Source organism: Bacillus sp. MBGLi79 (assembly GCF_002953915.1).
Genome location: NZ_CP026521.1, coordinates 4,177,314 through 4,194,227 on the forward strand (window position 1 = coordinate 4,177,314; position 16,914 = coordinate 4,194,227).

Below are 16,914 nucleotides of genomic sequence, written 5' to 3' on the forward strand. Positions count from 1 at the left end.
CTGATGATCCATCATGTTTATTCTCCAAAAATTTTTGTGTTGATCGCATTCGCGAATTGGCTTTGGCGGGGAATAGCTCCGTGAACCGGAAGGGATCTGTATGTACACCAATCCTGAAACCGGGGCAAAATCATTAATGGTAGGAATTACAAGTGGAAAAGAAGGAAATCGTATAAGCAGAATTTATGCGTATCATTCTTATGAAAACTTTATGAATCATGTGCCTATGCTTCGGTCCCCTTTATTAAAAACGGTGGGGCACCAAGATACACCTCCTGAAAGATTTCAACCATTTATTCAAACCTTCATTTTAGAATATAATGCTCAAAACAAAAAATGGATGGTTCCGACTTCAGGTTATTTACCATCTTACACATCAAATTTAGTCCAAAATATTACTATCAATGCAGATGGAAACTTGCAAGTCACATTAAATGAACGCTATATCAGTTTACTGCATCAATCGATAGAAGGAGATTTCCGATTAAAACAAAAGGATATCCGAATGGGGTCCTGGTATTTTGCCGGCGGAGAAAAATCAAATGTACTTGAAATAGGTTTTATGAAAGGGAGCACAAAAATTAGACCTGATGATGCAGCCATCTCAAATGCTTCAAGAATGAGTACTTTTATGATTGTTGCGGACAAGATTGAGGTGTGATGAACAAATAGGCTTTAGCTATTAAATAGCTACAGCCTATTTGCAACTTTCTTAGTTTTTATTGATATTCCGGAACATCAAAGTAAAGTGTGTAACCGTCCAGCGATGAGTACAGGCTGTACATGCGGTTTACTTGTTTGTACGCCCAGCCGATGTCTGTTGCGTATTGGTGTGTCGCTGTAGCTGACCATCTCATTTTGTACAGTGTGTCCTGATTGTATGCTGTGTTGTGAATATACGATGAGCCTATGAATTTGGCTCCGCCGATAATGGCCGCTTCTGGTGTGAACCAGCCTTGCTCGTACGCGTATTTAGCGCCGTAGTAATTTGGGTTGCTGTCGTAGGCGCCAATTCCGTACATGTTATATACGGTTTTTCCGTTATAGGTTAAGCCATTGGCTAAATCAGATGTTCCATTGCCTGTTTCAAGGAGAGCGTGTGAGATTAAGTACAGCTCGTTGATGCCGTATTTATTGGCGGCATCGATAAATGCTTTTGCTTTCCCTGTCAGGATGCCTTTACCCGCAAGCACTTTCTGATTGACTTCAGTAGCGTTTAGTCCGGCCGTCTGTGACAGCTTGAGAAATTGGAAGTAGTACTTGCTGTCTCTGGAAAAGTTATTCGGGTCCACGTATTGAACCACTTCATCACTGCTTGCGTTTCGCCAGCCTAAATTAATTTTGGCCCAGCCGTTTGCCTGGCCGATGATTTTTACCTTATCGCCTTTTTTAAATTGCCCGATCACGTTCGTCGGGCTAACTTCCGGCGTTGACCGGATATTTAGTGCATCAGCCGTAACGGTTGATGTTGCCGTATTAATGTACGTGAGCGATACGTAAGCCGCCCCGTCTGTTTGCGGACTTACTGTCATTTGTTTTTGGACCATATCACGAAGCGAGAGATTGTAATTTGTTTTCATGATTTGCGGGCCGTTTTTGACTTTCACGATAGATGATGCCCATCCGTATAATTGTTTTAGCTTCGATGATGCCGCAGCAGCTGTATCATTGCCTGTGAACTGTTCGTTTACGCTGATTTTATAAAGCGTATTGCTTTTCGTTGTATAGCTCGGGGTTACACTTTTCGATTTAAGATAGGTTAACCCATTGTTCAATGCAGTTTTGCTGCTGAGCTGGGCTGTCACGATTTTGTATTGTGTATATGCCGTTTCACTTGTTTTTGCCGTTGTGCCGGCGGTATTGTTTTGTTTAAAAAATGCTAAAACGCGGTCAATGTCTTCTTGGCTGATGATGGCTTCAGTTGTGATTCGATAGCTGCTTGCTGCCGACTGGCCGGTTTTCTGGCTTGCTGCTGATATATGATTCGACTTGAAAAACGTGAGTGCCTGATTGACTTTCGTTTGATCAAGCAGAGATTCAGTTGTGATCTTGAATGTGTCAGCTATTTGTTTTTTGACTGATTTCGCAGAAGCACTCAGCTGATTTTTCTTTAATATGTTCAATCCCTTTGTGACTTTTGATTGATCTGATGTTTCTTCTGAGATGAGCTGATATTGATTTTCTGCTGTTATTCCAGCTGCTGTTTTTGTGGCTTTTACTTTTTTCTGAGCAAAGAAGGCTGCTGCTTTGTTTGCTGGCTGCTCGCCTAACACCTTTGCCGTCGTGATTTGGTAAGCCGCAGACGTTGTTGTTTTTTTGACGCTGGATGACGTATAATGCCATTTTTTCTTTTTAAAGAAAGTATTTACTTTTTGGAGCTGCTGTTTTGTTATCCCCTTCATATTCACGGTATATGATGTGCTTTTTCCAACCTGTTGGTAACTGCCGGATACGCCGGTGTTTTTCTTGATCTGGCTGATGGCGTCCTTTACTGTATTCAGGCCTTTGAAATAAGCTGATTGGACATTGTATGACTCAACGGTTGTTTTTTGATTGATTGACTTGTAGCTGCCTGTGATGCCAGTGCTTTGTTTCAGCTGCTGCAATAGAGTTTTGGCATTCGCTTCACCTGAAATGGCGGCAGTTGTAAACGTATAATAGGCTTGTCCTTTCACCGTTTCCTTTAATGATGCCTGCAGCCCCGATTCCTTTTGAAAGGCGCTTTTGATCTGCGCTGCTCTGCTGTCTCCGACGATTGTGCCTGACTGGATGGTTGTGACAGACACCGAGTGTGTGATGGGCTGATACGAGCTTTTAATCCCCGTTTGCTTAGCCAGGCTCTGGATAAGCGCCTTGACTTTTGTCTCATCAGCAATGTCTGAAGTCATGACATTCATATAGGGCTGAGGTGCTCCGTACACTTTTACTGCGCCAGCTACTCCCGTCTCCTGCTTCAGCTTTGCCAGGATTATGTTGGCCTGTTTTTCTCCGGAAATGGCACCTGACGAGATGGTAACATATGGCTGTTTGCTTCCGACAGGACTTGACGTTCCGGTAATCGATGTCTGTTTGGTGAGTCCGCTCAGTATTGCTTTCGCTTCTGAGTCGCTATGAATGCCTGAGGCGGAAATTTGGTAGGTCGTTGTTGTGCCTGAAGCCTGATAGGATGCATCCCAGCCAGTATCTTTTTCCAGTTTGGCGACAGCTTGTGAGGCTTGGCTTTCTGTACTGAACGTATTTGACGGCTCTACCTTATATATGGAGTAGTCGGTATACGCGGCGGCCTGGGCGGAACCAGACATGGCAAAAAAGGCAAGGGACGCGGCGGATAGAAGCATAGGTGCGATTAATCTCTTTTTCATTCCTTCTCCTCTTTCTTCTTCTATGAGTATATAAAACTAGTTTATTTATCGGCACGCGCATGCTTCATTTATAGGTGAATCACTTCCATTTTCTAATAAAAAAAACTTAATCTCGAAGTGAGATTAAGTTTAAATATGAGATACGATAAGTGTACAAGTTCCTTTCATCGTAAAATCGGGCATTTGAGCCGGCAAAATAAAGTGATCGCCTTTTTTGAGCGGACAAGTTTCGCCCTCATACATCAGCAAACCGCTTCCTTCTGTCACGCTGCAAATCAGAAAGGATTCATCCTGAGCCATTTCAGCTTCGCCATTGATGTCCCATTTATATACCGAAAAATATTCCCCTTGAACAAACGTTTTAATGGTTATTCCTTTTCTTGATTCGGTCGATTCATCTATATACCCATCCACATGGGGAACTGTGGCGGCATTGACCGCTTTGGCAAAATGAAGCTCTCTCGGATTCCCGTTGCTATCAAGACGGTCATAATCGTACACCCGGTATGTGGCATCTGAATTTTGCTGAGTCTCTAAAACTAGTGCTCCCTTGCACAATGCGTGCAGCGTTCCGCTTGGCACATAATAGAAATCACCCGGTTTAATTTTGATCCTTCGCAGCAGGCCCTCCCAGTCACCGCTGTTGATCATTGTGACAAGTTCGGTTTTTGAACGGGCCGTATGACCGTAAATGATTTCCGCGTTTTCCTTACAGTCGATAATGTACCAGCATTCCGTCTTGCCGAGTTCTCCCTCTTCGTATTCTCCGGCATAGTAATCATCAGGGTGAACTTTAATTGACGTATCTTCCTTCACATCCAGCAGCTTTGTCAGAAGCGGAAACCGGTCCCCCTCTACGCCGCCGAATAGTTCACGGTGCTCTTCCCAAAGCTCGATCAATGTCTTTCCTTTATACGGGCCATTCGCAACAGTACTCGGTCCTTTTGGATGAGCGGAAATGGCCCAGCATTCCCCCGTTGATTCTGAAGGAATACCGTATCCAAATCTATCTCGTAAAGCGGTTCCGCCCCAGATTTTTTCTTTACACACAGGCGTTAGAAAAATTGGTGATTGCGTCATGATCCGTACCCCTCCCCTGTAAATAACTGATCATCATTTTCCCGGTGCGCCCCTCTTACAAACGCCCGTATAAGCTGCTTTTTTCAGATGACAACATATGTACAAAGCATCATCTTTTCAAGACCCCTTCAAAGAAAACGCTTCCTTTCTATTATATCACGTTGAAAAGAAGCTTTGTTTCAGCCTTTTCCTCGAGAAGAATAATTCTCCTTTTTTGATACAAATTAATAAAAACCGTCAATCTGTTTATGAAGGAGAGAAACTATGCAAATCGACTCTGATCTCCAGAACAATTTAGACACACTGAAAAAAACATTGGGACAAAACGACGATATGATGTTTTATACATTTGCTTTCGGAGATAGCAGACGGAAGGCGTGTTTACTGTATATTGACGGTCTGACAGAGAATAAAATGCTGGCGCAATATGTCATTTCTCCTTTACAAAAAGAGGCTTTAGCCCATAAGGAATGCTCGATTGAAGACTTATCTGCCTTTTTTTTCGGCTTTCATCATAGCGTTGTTTCAACAATGAAAGAAATAGAGCAGCTCGTTTTTACAGGGCAAGCCATTTTGCTAGCTGATGGCTATCGCGGAGGATTAGCTTTTGACACAAAGTCAGTTAAAACACGCAGTCTTGAAGAACCCTCCTCCGAAGTTGTGGAACGCGGTCCTAAAGTAGGGTTTATTGAAAACCTGCGGACAAACACGGCGCTTTTGCGGGAAAGGACGAGTGACCCTAACCTTATCATCAAGGAAATGACTCTCGGAAAAAGGACGAAAAAGAAAGTCGCTGTCGCTTATATTCAGGATATCGCCCCAGATTATGTCGTCAAGGAAGTGTTTAAAAGGCTGAAATCAGTCAATATAGATGATTTGCCAGAATCGGGGACGCTTGAACAGCTGATTGAAGATGAACCATTTTCAATTTTCCCTACGATTTTAAGCACAGAACGGCCAGATCGTGTAGAGGCTGCACTGTTAGAAGGACGAGTGTCCATATTAGTGGATGGTACGCCGTTTGCTTTGATTGTGCCGGCTACGGTTGACGAATTTATTCATTCTCCCGATGATTACAGTCAGCGCTGGCTTCCAATGTCAGTTGTACGCCTTCTTCGTTATTCCAGCGTTCTGATCACCATTTATTTGCCGGGTCTGTATATTTCTCTCGTTTCTTTTCACACCGGGCTATTGCCGACTAGAATGGCCATTTCCATTGCAGGCAGCAGGCTTAACGTACCGTTCCCGCCTTTTGTAGAGGCCTTTATCATGATCTTTACGATCGAATTGATTCGAGAAGCCGGATTAAGGCTTCCTAAACCGATTGGACAGACGATTGGCCTTATCGGCGGCGTTGTCATTGGGCAGGCAGCTGTTCAGGCGCAAATCGTCAGTGCCCTTATGGTCATTGTCGTTTCTGTCACTGCACTGGCATCCTTTACTGTTCCTTCATACGCTTATAACTTTCCGCTGCGGCTGATACGCATAGCTGCAATGATCAGCGCAGCAGTACTTGGCATGTATGGCGTCATTATGGTCTTTCTGTTTGTAATCGGTCACTTAATGCGCCTGAAAAGCTTTGGCGAGGATTACATTATCCCGATCATGGCGCAGCCTGGACAGGATTTGAAAGACACGGTCATCCGTATTCCCACGATGTTTTTAAAAAGAAGACCGACACGAAACGATCCCGAAGATAACATCAGACAAAGGTGATGGCTATGAGGAAATCAGAGCATAAACTGACATTTATGCAGACGCTCATTATGATCAGCAGCACATTGATCGGTGCCGGGGTGCTGACCCTTCCCCGCTCAGCCGCCGAAACCGACAGTCCGAGCGGATGGCTAATGATACTGATCCAGGGCGTTATTTTTATTATCATCGTTCTGCTTTTTTTGCCTTTTCTTCAAAAAAACAGCGAAAAAACCCTTTTTAAGCTCAACAGCATTGTAGCTGGAAAATTCATCGGCTTTTTATTGAATTTATATATCTGTCTATATTTCATTGGGATTGTTTGCTTTCAAGCTCGGATTTTGGGAGAGGTTGTCGGATTCTTTTTGTTGAAAAATACGCCAATGGCAGTGGTGGTGTTTCTATTTCTTGCAGTTGCCATCTATCATGTGGGCGGAGGCGTTTATTCCATTGGAAAGGTATACGCTTATATTTTTCCCATTACCCTTATTATTTTTATGATGCTTCTAATGTTCAGCTTTCGCTTGTTCCAGCTTGATTTTATCCGGCCGGTTTTTGAAGGAGGCTATCAAAGCTTTTTCTCTTTATTCCCAAAAACACTATTATATTTCTCAGGATTTGAAATCATTTTTTACCTGGTCCCTTTTATGAGAGATCCGAAGCAAGTGAAAAAGGCTGTTGCTCTGGGCATCGCGATTTCCACAGTGTTCTACAGCATTACTTTGCTCATTGTGATTGGCTGTATGACTGTGGCTGAGGCAAAAACGGTGACATGGCCGACCATTTCCCTTATTCACGCATTAGAGGTTCCGGGGATTTTTATTGAACGATTTGATTTGTTCTTACAGCTGACTTGGACAGCCCAGCAATTTGCCTGTATGCTCGGATCCTTCAAAGGCGCCCATATCGGGTTAACGGAAATCTTTCATCTGAAAAATAAAAACAATGCATGGCTGCTGACTGCAATGCTGGCTGCGACGTTTTTCATAACGATGTATCCCAAGGACTTGAATGACGTGTTTTATTACGGGACACTTCTTGGATATGCTTTCTTAATTGTGATTACAATTCCATTCTTCGTCTGGTTTTTAAGCTGGATACAGAAAAAATTAGGGAGGGGGCAGCTGCAATGAAAACAGCAACAAAATTCTCCGTCATGTTTTTTATGCTGCTGGCCCTCTGCGGGTGCTGGGATGTCAAAAATATCGAGAAACTATCCTTTGCCAGAGGGCTGGCAATCGATGAGACAGATGATCACCAGTACAAACTGACGTATCAAAACCTGCTTCCCCAAAGTGAAGACAGCCAATCATCCGGAAAACCCGAATTCGTTAATGTGACGTCCCACGGGAAGACGATCCTGGAAGCAGTCAGTGATGTAGCCATCAAGGACCCTCCTGTTTACAGCGATCATTTAAAAGTGATTCTTCTGGGAGAAAAACTGATGAGGAATCAAAATGTTGACCAAGTCTTCAACCACTTTATCCGGGATGATGAGCTGCGGCGAAGCAGCTATTTGATGGCAGCCAGAGGGAAGGCGGCTGATATCTTTACAAAAGGAAACCCCGATCAGCAGCAGCCAATGCCTTCAGAAAAACTGATTGATTTGACAACTCACAGCGGATATAACGGTAAGATTATGATACCGCTGCGCATCGGCAGAGCATCTATATACTCTCAGAACGGGTACAGTTATCTTATTCAAGCCGTGAAAAACGAAAAGGGAAAAGCCAAGTATGACGGAGCAGGCATTATCAAAAGAGGCAGCAATAAACTCGTTGGATTTCTTTCAGCTGATGAAACCCAGACACTGACATGGGTCATGGGGACGATCCAAGGCGGTGTCATGCCGACGACAGATAAAGGGCATCCGATTACGTTTGAAATCAAAAAGTCGAAAACGAAAATTAAACCAGTCATTGAAAACGGAAAGCCTGTCTTTCAGATTTCTGTTAAAACAAAGGGCATCCTGACAGAAGACCAAAACCCGAATGAAAATTCCTTCAGCAAAAGATATTTGCACAGGGTGGAAAAGATTTTTGAGAAAAAGCTTGAACGAGATGTAAAGCAGGTGATGGAAAAACTACAGCACGAGTATAAAACCGATCCGGTCTTTTTATCAGACCACATAAGGATTCAACACCCTGACTACTGGAATAAAGTAAAAGGGCATTGGGATGAAATATTTTCTGAGGCTGATTTTAAGTACGATATTTCTTTTAAAATCATTAACTTTGGCACGGTGGGAAAGTAAGCAATCAAAAGGGTGCGCATGATCGCGCACCCTTTTTTATGTTCCGACAGTCTGCTGTTTTCCGGCCGCTCCTCCCTGTCCGTTTTTGTCCCGTAAATCCTGCTCAATTTCTTCAAGGCTTTTTCCCTTTGTCTCTGTCACTTTAAATCGGACAAATAAGAACGCCATGATACCGATCGCGGCATAAATCAGGAATAAATAACTGATTCCGATCGCTTCCATTAATATTGGATAGGTTAATGAAACAATCAGTGTCCCAACGTGCAGCATTAAGGTCGAAACACCGGTCCCGATTCCTCTGACGTGAAGCGGGAACAATTCTGGAAGCATCACCCAGACAACCGGGCCCCAGCTGACCGCAAACACGACGATAAACACCCCTAAACAAATGACGGTCGTCCATGAGGCAGCCGGAGTGTCACCGAAAAAGAGATTTACTAAAGCGAGAACGATCAAGCTGATCACCATCCCCGCATTCCCGAATAGCAATAACGGCTTTCTTCCAATCTTGTCGATGATTTTAATCGCTACTAATGTCATGAGAACATTGACTGTGCCGATTCCGACCGTTCCTAAAATTGAAGCGGAGTTTCCGAACCCGACGTTTGTAAAGGTTTTTGGCGCATAGTAGATGATCGTATTCGTTCCGATAAATTGCTGCAAAAATGCCAATCCCAAACCGGCAATCAGGGCTGGGCGCACCCATGGATCGAACAGCTCCTTCAGGCCGCCTTCATCCTGCTTTTCCGCTTCTTTTATATCATGTATTTCCTGATCAATATCTGTTGTGCCACGCAACTTTTCAAGAATTTTCTTCGCTTTGTTTTCTTCGCCATTCGTGAACAGCCACCGCGGGCTCTCCGGCATAAACAAAATGCCAATGAGCAGGAGCAGTGACGGTACAGCAGCCAATCCAAGCATCCAGCGCCACGCTTCAGCATCGGCAAATATGTAATTGACAATATAAGAAAGAAGGATGCCGACCGTGATCATCAGCTGATTCAGTGATGACAGCGCCCCGCGCTTATGCTTTGGCGCCAGTTCAGATAAATAAAGCGGCACGATTGTTGTCGATGTTCCGACTGCAAGTCCCAAAATGATGCGAAACAGCACCATGACTCCCGTATTTGGGGCCAGTGCCACACCAAGACCGCCTATACAAAACAACAGCGCGGCCGCCATAATTGCTTTTTTTCTTCCGAAACGGTCAGTCAGCTTGCCGGCCGCTCCCGAGCCTAGTATCGCCCCAACCAGTAAGGAGCTGACAACAAGACCTTCTGTAAACGCATTCAATCCTAACTCCTTTTTCATAAATAAAATAGCTCCGGAAATCACTCCGGTATCATAGCCATATAACGCGCCTCCAAGAGCTCCGAAAAAATAAAGCCATATATTTGACTGCTTTTTCATAAAAATGACTCCCTTTCTCCATCAGCTGCAATGACATTGTCTGTGGGATTTTTTTAGAAATCTTTTAGCCTCTTTTTCCGGTCATTAAACCTTTTTATTTTGTTGATCATGAGTTTTCCAATCATTTACTTGTATTTTTTTCAATGTCACCGAAACATTTTACCTGTTGCAGCGTCCAATATAAGGTGATTCAGCACATCATCGTTATCAATTTTCAAAAACAAGAAATTATAAATATAGGAATATTTATCGAAAAATGTCTTTCGAAGAGTTGCCCCATGGCAAAATGAATGGTACGCTTCAAATATTAAAGAAACGTGAGGTATTGATATATGGAAGAACGATCACAGCGCAGAAAGAAAAAGAGAAAACTGAGAAAATGGGTGAAAGTCGTTGTCGGTTTAATGGCTTTCTTAGTCATTGCGGCAGGCTCTGTCGGCGCCTATGCTTTTGTAAAGCTGAACAATGCTTCTAAAGAAGCGCACGTCAGCCTAGCACGCGGAGAACAATCAGTAAAACGGATTAAAGAATTTGATCCTGGAAAGGATTCTTTTTCTGTATTGCTCTTAGGGATTGATGCCAGAGAGAAAAACGGCGAGACCGTCGATCAGGCAAGAAGTGACGCGAATGTGCTGGTTACATTTAATCGGAAAGAAAAAACAGCTAAAATGCTGAGCATCCCGCGTGACGCCTATGTAAACATCCCCGGCCACGGGTATGATAAATTCACACATGCTCACGCCTACGGCGGCGTTGATCTGACTGTGAAAACAGTTGAAGAGATGCTGGATATTCCCGTGGATTATGTCGTAGAAAGCAATTTCACGGCTTTTGAAGACGTCGTAAACGAGTTAAATGGCGTCAAAGTAACAGTAAAAAGCGATAAGGTCATTCAGCAAATCAAAAAAGATACAAAAGGTAAAGTCGTTCTTCAAAAAGGAACACATACGCTTGATGGGGAAGAAGCGCTCGCTTACGTAAGAACACGTAAAGCGGACAGTGACCTTTTACGCGGGCAAAGACAAATGGAAGTTCTGAGCGCTATTATAGATAAATCAAAATCATTGAGCTCAATACCAGCTTATGATGATATTGTCGATACGATGGGGCAAAATTTGAAAATGAACTTATCTCTTAAAGATGCCATCGGCCTGTTCCCGTTCATCACTTCATTGAAATCAGTTGAGTCTATTCAGCTGACGGGTTATGATTACGAACCTGCCGGCGTTTATTATTTCAAATTGGATCAGCAAAAGCTGCAGGAAGTGAAAAAAGAGCTGCAAAATGATTTAGGTGTATAATGAACGGGATGGCGATTACGCCATCCCGTTTTACATATTTCCTTGTTGAAAATTTTCAAAGTAACGTTTAGCCTTGGTTTATATGGATTATGTTTCGCAGACAAGCTGAACATACTACACGAAGCAGCTTCATTTTTAAGGAGGTTCCCCCTACATATGAAATGTATTGCGATTGATTTAGATGGAACATTGTTGAATAAAGAAAGCGTCATTTCTGCGGAAAACAGAGCGGCGATCAAGCGGGCCGTCGATGCCGGCATCCTCGTCACCATTTGCACGGGAAGAGCAACATTTGATGTAAAAGCGCTGCTGGATGACTTGGACATCCCTATCATTGCGGCTAATGGCGGCACGATCCACGACACGGGTTACCGTTTGATCAGCCGGACATTAATGGATCAGGAAGCCGGCAAAGCGATTGCTGATTACTTACTGTCAAAAAACATTTACTTTGAGGTATATACAGATGACCATCTGCTTTCTCCTTTTGACGGCGAAGCTAAGCTGCACGCGGAGCTAGACATTCTAAAGAGCGCAAATCCAAACGAGCAGACAGATGAATTGTGGCAAGGAGCCATGACTCAATTCAAGCAGTTTGGCATTAAACCAATCCCTCATATCGAATCTGTTTTTGAGGGCGGTGAAAACATTTATAAGCTTCTTTGCTTCTCCTTTGATATGGACAAGCTGAAACAAGCGAAGGAAGAGCTGAAGCATCATAAAAAACTGGCGCAAACCTCTTCCGGAAAACATATTATTGAAATCCTGCCGGCCTCTTCAGGAAAAGGACGCGCGTTAACAAAGCTGGCTGACATATACGGAATTGAAACACAGGATATCTATGCGATCGGCGACAGTCCGAACGATTTGTCCATGTTTGAAGTCGCCGGACACCGTATCGCCATGGAAAATGCGATTGATGAATTAAAAGAAAAAAGCACCTTTGTCACAAAAAGCAATGACGAAAATGGTGTGGCCTACTTTATAGACCGGCTGCTTTCCAGCCAATATGCATAAAGAAAAGACTCCAGAGATTCTGGAGTCTTTGTCTTTTATTGCACCCGTATACTTCCTGCGTATTTATCCTTCCAATATGTGCTCGTGTTCATATTGGTGATGGTCACGCCGTTTGATAATGTGACATGAACAACTTGTCCGTTTCCGATATAGATGGCGGGATTTAAGCTTGTTGATTGGAAGAACACAATGTCTCCCGGCTTCAGGTCCGCCTTCTCAATCTTAGTGCCGGCTGTGTACTGGCTTGTTGCGTATCGAGGCAGGGAAATACCGGCTGCTTTCTGGTATACATACTGGACAAATCCAGCTGTATCAAATCCTGTCTCTGGAGACACTCCGCCCTGTTTGTAAGGCACTTCTCCGACATAAAGCGTAGCTTCGGATACAATCGGATTTTCTTTCGGGATTGTCAGGTTGTCAAATCGGCGAATGCCCGTCATTTTCGATTTCCAGTAATCCTCTGATAAATAGGAAATGGTTACTTTTTCTGATCGGCTTGCCTGGATAAACCTGCCCGCGCCGGCATAAATGCCTGCATGTGAAATTCCTGTTTTATACGTATTGCTGAAATAGACGACATCACCGGGCTTGATGTTCTGAGTGGCTACCTTCTCGCCCACTGCCCACTGCTGTTCGGCTGATCGCGGCAGATAAATGCCAAGTGCCTGTTGAAACACATATTGCACAAGCCCCGAGCAATCAAAGCCCTCTGACGGTGTGCTGCCGCCAAACACATATGGAATGCCGATATATTTTTCAGCCTCCTGAACGACAGGAACATCAGCCGTTGCCGGATCGGCAGCGATTCGTCTCGCCCCGATATAAGACCCGCTCCAATAGCTGCTTTTTTTGTAATTGGTGATGATAACCCCTTTTGACTGTGTACTGTGAATCATTTGGCCGTCTCCGATATAGAGAGCGTTGTGTGTCGGAACAGTGCCGCTGCTTCCCTCTTTCTTGAAAAACAAAATATCACCCGGCTTCAGGTCTTCCGGTTTTACAGCTGTTCCGATTTTATACTGGTCGTTTACAGATCTCGGCAGATGAATATCAGCCTTACTGAAAACATATTGTATTAATCCTGAAGGGTCGAAGCCCTCTTTCGGCGATTCACCGCCGTATTTATACTGATAACCAAGCAGGCTTTTTGCTTCGCTGATGATCAATTCAGATGATGTATCAGCCTCCGCAATCTCCGCTTTTGTCATAATGGGAACCAAAAAACAAATGATAACCGCCACAAGCAAAAACTTCTTCCAGTTTGCCAGTGAGTTCACTTTTCGTATCTCCTCCTCTTTTTGCAGTTTTAACATCGGTATTTTTTTGAATATGTTAAGCAACATTTTGAAATTTTTACAGAATGAATATGCTGGGTAAATAAAAAGAGAGTGTCTCATCAGACACTCTCTTCTTTGAATTATTTATTGGTGCTTGCCGTTTCTTCCTGCTGTTGGATTTTATGCATCTCCGTATCAATCTTCTGTTTTTCCTGATCTGTCAGCTGATCATTGAATTTAAAAGCTGACATAAACATGAACACGATGGCTACGGCAACAAACGGCCAGATGGCTTTGACAAATTTCATCTTTATCACTCCGATTATTTAGATTTTAGTTTGTCACTATGATCAACATCAAACGTCAGTTTTCCGTCTTCTACTTTCCAAGCGAAATTAGAGTCTTTCGTCAGTTCGCGAATAATTGTTTTCTGTTTAAGGCTGTCTTTTTTCACAGGTGCAGGTGTCGCTTCATGGATATCGATCGGTGTCACTTCAAAGCGGCCTGTTCCATTTTTCTTCAGGTGATACTGAACCAGTGCACTGTCTCTCGTTCTCGTCCAGCCCTGGTCAAAGACAAAGTTTCCGAGGCTGTAGAAAATAACAGTTCCGTTATATACTTCAATCGGCTCTAAGACGTGCGGGTGATGGCCGACGATGATGTCAGCTCCCGCATCGGACATGGCTCTTGCAAGCTGGCGCTGGCGGTCGTTTGGATCATTGTCATACTCTTGGCCCCAGTGTGACTGCACAACCACGATGTCCGCATATTTTTTCGCTTCTGAAATCATAGGGATGAAGATTTCAGGATCTGCGGGAAGCACGCCAGGTGTATTCTTTTTAGCTGCGAAGCCTTTCCCGGACACATCGGTAAAGCCAAGCGTCGCAATCGTTATCCCATTGACTTTCTGGTACGAAATTTTCTTTTTCGCATCACTTAAGCTGTACCCCGCTCCAACGATATCAAGGTTTTGCTTCGCAAATTCTCCAAGTGTATCTTTCATCCCCTGAACGCCGTAATCCATGGCGTGGTTGTTTGCGCTGTTAAGAACCGTGAAATTCATATCCTTCAATACTTTCACCGATTCCTTATTCGTCTGCAGATGAATCTCTTTATCTGCTTGTTTATAATTCTTTTGATAGGTTACCGGGTTTTCAAAGTTTCCTGCTACATAATCCGAGGATTTAAAGATCGGTTCAACATATTGAAAAATACTGTCTGCCCCTTTTTGCTCCGTTACTTTTTCAACATAGCGGCCCATCATAATATCGCCGACAAATGAGGCAGAGAGTACGTCGTCAGAATATGTTTTGACCTTCGGTGTTTCTGCTTGTCCCGCCCACATGAAAGCGAACATGAGGACAAAAACGATCGGAATGGCAATAAATACGTGCTTATTGGTTTTCTTTTTTTGCTGTTTTGTCAGCTTTAGCAGCTTTTCATGAAAGCTCAGTTCTTTTTTCATCGTTTGACACACCTTACATTAAATTAAGTAGTAAACAAACATGATAGCAAAGGTCGCTCCGCTCAATAGCAGCGTGCTTCCGAACGTAATCGTTAAACCTTGTTTCTGAATGGTATTGGCAATTAAACCTGGCACGATGATGCCGATTCCTCGAAATTCTGCGATTTCAAATGGTACAATCGGGTATAGAAAATCAAATGCGATTTTCAGTACGATCCCTGTTATCAGCATGGCAGCGAATTTTCTGCGTCCGTACAAAATCATAAATTTGGATAAACCGTATTTCACAATGACATACGTGAGCAAGCTCACTAGCAAAACAAGTAAAATAAAGACCGGCTGATTAAACACAAGTCCTAAATATCCCGGTACAACCAGTCCTGCCGGCACGATCCCTGTTTTTTCCGCGAAAATTAAACTAAGTAGTACACCTAAAATAAGTGCGATGTATAAATCTGATCCGAACATGTCTGCATTTCCCCCTAGCTTACGAGCTGCTTAACCTTGTATTCGTGGATTTTTTCAATTAAAGGCTCTGCGGCACCATGAATATTGCCGACGCCATATATGACACGATTGTGCATTCTTTTCTTTAACAATTCCATAATTTCATCTGTTGACTTATACTCTAGATCATGCAGTTTGTCTGCAGGAATTTTGCCTTCTTCATAGGCTTTTACGATCGGTTCTGTTGTTTCACCGATTAAGATCAGTTCACTTGCTTCAATATAAGGCAATACGTCATTTGCGAATTGCTGTGTCCGATCGACACGGTCTGCGCGGCAGTTCATGATGATGATCGGATCATCGGTCGGGTAACCGATTTCTTTTACACGTTTCCATATATTCAAAGTAGAAGAAGCGTCGTTTGCGGCAAACCCATTAACAAAGTGCCCAGGCTCGCTCGGACTGATCAACGGAAGAATTCTCATTGCTCCCGGATCTGGCGGCGCATTCAGCATTCCCTTAAATGCTGTTTCTTCATCAATTCCGAGTGCTTGAGCCACGCCCAAGGCCAGAGAAGCGTTATCAGGGAATACCATGTATTCAAATTTACGTAAATATTCATCTGTAATTTTTGAGTTATCAGCAATGATGACTTTTGTGTTTCGTTCTTTTGCTTTTTGTTTAAAGAACTCGGTATATTCACTATCTGTAATGACAAGATGGCCATTATAAGGAATAGTAGCGGTAAACGCTTCCGCAATTTCATCCAGCGTCGGCCCCATGACATCCATATGATCCTCTAAAACGTTAACAATGACGCCGATATTGGCCTGCAGAAGTTCTTCCTGAAAGATGATTTGATAATCCGGGTTAACAGCCATGCACTCACTGACAATCGCGTTAGCCCCTCTTTCTACAGTTTCTCTCATGACTTCTTTTTGCTCTCCGATATTCGGCCCCTGTGGTTTCCGTTTAATCGGCTTTTCCTCCGGTGTGTCCCAGTAAATCATTCTTGCATCTGTACCTGTTGTTTTTCCAACAGTCTTGTAACCGGCTTCTATTAATATTCCGGTTGTCAGCCTTGTCACAGTCGATTTTCCTCGGATGCCGTTAATATTCACCCGAACAGGGAGGGCATCAATGTTTTTCTGATGTCGTCGTTTTTCTAATATTCCGATGACCAGTATGACAGCACAGGCTATAATGAGTAACCACATTGCTTTTCGACATCTCCTTCTATATTGTTGTAAATTCATTCATCAGTATATAGAATCACTATGAATTCTCAATCGGCATTATGTAACATAATCTCCCCTCATCGACTATGCCAACAATCTTTTTTGAAAGAGATTTTATACCTACAAACTGTTTTCTATTTTTGGTAAACAGCAGGACTTACACCTTATCTCTTTTTTAAAAAATCAAAAGGAATGCGCTTTCATTTTGCTTCTGATATCCTTCTGTACGTATAGTCACACCCTGCTGTTTAAATTTAATATGCATTTCAAATCAATCTTTTTTTCAGCCTGTATTATCAAACTTCTCCCGCTCTCATGCATGTTTCCGGTTCTTATGAACACAAAATAGTTTGATCCTGTTTCTTAAG

Annotated in this window: 13 protein-coding genes and 1 pseudogene; 6 read left to right on the forward strand and 8 right to left on the reverse strand. The window is 43.2% G+C overall.

Translation table 11 applies throughout. The annotated features are described in order from the left end of the window. Positions 1-79: 79 nt before the first annotated feature. Positions 80-661: pseudogene (locus C1T29_RS21340) on the forward strand (teichoic acid biosynthesis protein); the annotation flags it as partial. 58 nt (positions 662-719) lie between these two features. Here C1T29_RS21340 and lytD read toward each other — a convergent pair. Together lytD and manA are read right to left on the reverse strand one after the other, a co-directional pair. Beyond that, positions 720-3,362 carry a beta-N-acetylglucosaminidase LytD gene (lytD, locus tag C1T29_RS21345; RefSeq protein ID WP_103749295.1) on the reverse strand — a complete coding sequence of 881 codons (2,643 nt, stop codon included), beginning with the start codon at positions 3,360-3,362 and terminating at the stop codon, positions 720-722. Positions 3,363-3,491: 129 nt separating this feature from the next. Next, positions 3,492-4,442 carry a mannose-6-phosphate isomerase, class I gene (gene manA / locus C1T29_RS21350; protein ID WP_040081630.1) on the reverse strand — a complete coding sequence of 317 codons (951 nt, stop codon included), beginning with the start codon at positions 4,440-4,442 and terminating at the stop codon, positions 3,492-3,494. Between the two features lie 264 nt (positions 4,443-4,706). On the opposite strand from manA, the gene gerBA reads away from it, so the two are divergent. The 3 genes from gerBA to gerBC are packed head-to-tail and all read left to right on the forward strand — an operon-like array spanning position 4,707 to position 8,391. Continuing rightward, a complete protein-coding gene (gene gerBA / locus C1T29_RS21355; protein ID WP_095432005.1) occupies positions 4,707-6,158 on the forward strand; it encodes a spore germination protein GerBA in 1,452 nt (483 codons plus the stop codon). 5 nt (positions 6,159-6,163) lie between these two features. Next, entirely contained in the window at positions 6,164-7,270 is a 1,107-nt protein-coding gene (gerBB, locus tag C1T29_RS21360; RefSeq protein WP_071581889.1) for a spore germination protein GerBB, read from the forward strand. Then, positions 7,267-8,391, forward strand: a complete 1,125-nt coding sequence (gene gerBC / locus C1T29_RS21365) for a spore germination protein GerBC (RefSeq protein WP_103749294.1) — start codon at positions 7,267-7,269, stop codon at positions 8,389-8,391. Before gerBB ends, gerBC begins: the two co-directional genes overlap by 4 nt. A gap of 36 nt (positions 8,392-8,427) precedes the next feature. Here gerBC and C1T29_RS21370 read toward each other — a convergent pair whose 3' ends face one another. Then, positions 8,428-9,801: a sugar porter family MFS transporter gene (locus C1T29_RS21370; protein ID WP_103749293.1), complete on the reverse strand. Its 1,374-nt coding sequence runs from the start codon at positions 9,799-9,801 to the stop codon at positions 8,428-8,430. Between the two features lie 332 nt (positions 9,802-10,133). Here C1T29_RS21370 and tagT point away from each other — a divergent pair, with 332 nt between their 5' ends. Next, positions 10,134-11,102, forward strand: a complete 969-nt coding sequence (tagT, locus tag C1T29_RS21375; RefSeq protein ID WP_014665604.1) for a polyisoprenyl-teichoic acid--peptidoglycan teichoic acid transferase TagT — start codon at positions 10,134-10,136, stop codon at positions 11,100-11,102. A gap of 156 nt (positions 11,103-11,258) precedes the next feature. Next, positions 11,259-12,119 (forward strand): 5-amino-6-(5-phospho-D-ribitylamino)uracil phosphatase YwtE, encoded by an 861-nt coding sequence (gene ywtE, locus C1T29_RS21380; RefSeq protein WP_103749292.1) that lies wholly within the window; start codon positions 11,259-11,261, stop codon positions 12,117-12,119. 35 nt (positions 12,120-12,154) lie between these two features. On the opposite strand, the gene pgdS is transcribed toward ywtE, so the two are convergent. The 5 genes from pgdS to pgsB all read right to left on the reverse strand — a co-directional run bounded on the left by pgdS (position 12,155) and on the right by pgsB (position 16,525). After that, complete coding sequence (gene pgdS, locus C1T29_RS21385; RefSeq protein ID WP_103749378.1) at positions 12,155-13,396, reverse strand: gamma-DL-glutamyl hydrolase; 1,242 nt, start codon at positions 13,394-13,396, stop codon at positions 12,155-12,157. A gap of 140 nt (positions 13,397-13,536) precedes the next feature. Then, the gene (gene edmS / locus C1T29_RS21390) at positions 13,537-13,704 is read right to left on the reverse strand and encodes an extrachromosomal elements maintenance protein EdmS (RefSeq protein ID WP_014665607.1); all 168 of its coding nucleotides are present in this window, start codon (positions 13,702-13,704) and stop codon (positions 13,537-13,539) included. A 14-nt stretch (positions 13,705-13,718) separates the two neighbouring features. After that, positions 13,719-14,861: a capsular polyglutamate synthetase PgsA gene (gene pgsA, locus C1T29_RS21395; RefSeq protein WP_040081622.1), complete on the reverse strand. Its 1,143-nt coding sequence runs from the start codon at positions 14,859-14,861 to the stop codon at positions 13,719-13,721. 18 nt (positions 14,862-14,879) lie between these two features. Then, positions 14,880-15,329 (reverse strand): poly-gamma-glutamate biosynthesis protein PgsC, encoded by a 450-nt coding sequence (gene pgsC, locus C1T29_RS21400; RefSeq protein WP_003227889.1) that lies wholly within the window; start codon positions 15,327-15,329, stop codon positions 14,880-14,882. Positions 15,330-15,343: 14 nt separating this feature from the next. Continuing rightward, positions 15,344-16,525 carry a poly-gamma-glutamate synthase PgsB gene (pgsB, locus tag C1T29_RS21405; protein ID WP_003227883.1) on the reverse strand — a complete coding sequence of 394 codons (1,182 nt, stop codon included), beginning with the start codon at positions 16,523-16,525 and terminating at the stop codon, positions 15,344-15,346. Positions 16,526-16,914: the final 389 nt, after the last annotated feature.

Coding starts and splice junctions, on each gene's coding strand:
- tagT (WP_014665604.1), top strand. CDS start 10,134: ATGGAAGAACGATCACAGCGCAGAAAGAAAAAGAGAAAACTGAGAAAA.
- gerBB (WP_071581889.1), top strand. CDS start 6,164: ATGAGGAAATCAGAGCATAAACTGACATTTATGCAGACGCTCATTATG.
- pgsB (WP_003227883.1), bottom strand. CDS start 16,525: ATGTGGTTACTCATTATAGCCTGTGCTGTCATACTGGTCATCGGAATA.
- manA (WP_040081630.1), bottom strand. CDS start 4,442: ATGACGCAATCACCAATTTTTCTAACGCCTGTGTGTAAAGAAAAAATC.
- pgsC (WP_003227889.1), bottom strand. CDS start 15,329: ATGTTCGGATCAGATTTATACATCGCACTTATTTTAGGTGTACTACTT.
- edmS (WP_014665607.1), bottom strand. CDS start 13,704: ATGAAATTTGTCAAAGCCATCTGGCCGTTTGTTGCCGTAGCCATCGTG.
- lytD (WP_103749295.1), bottom strand. CDS start 3,362: ATGAAAAAGAGATTAATCGCACCTATGCTTCTATCCGCCGCGTCCCTT.
- gerBA (WP_095432005.1), top strand. CDS start 4,707: ATGCAAATCGACTCTGATCTCCAGAACAATTTAGACACACTGAAAAAA.
- ywtE (WP_103749292.1), top strand. CDS start 11,259: ATGAAATGTATTGCGATTGATTTAGATGGAACATTGTTGAATAAAGAA.
- gerBC (WP_103749294.1), top strand. CDS start 7,267: ATGAAAACAGCAACAAAATTCTCCGTCATGTTTTTTATGCTGCTGGCC.
- C1T29_RS21370 (WP_103749293.1), bottom strand. CDS start 9,801: ATGAAAAAGCAGTCAAATATATGGCTTTATTTTTTCGGAGCTCTTGGA.
- pgsA (WP_040081622.1), bottom strand. CDS start 14,861: ATGAAAAAAGAACTGAGCTTTCATGAAAAGCTGCTAAAGCTGACAAAA.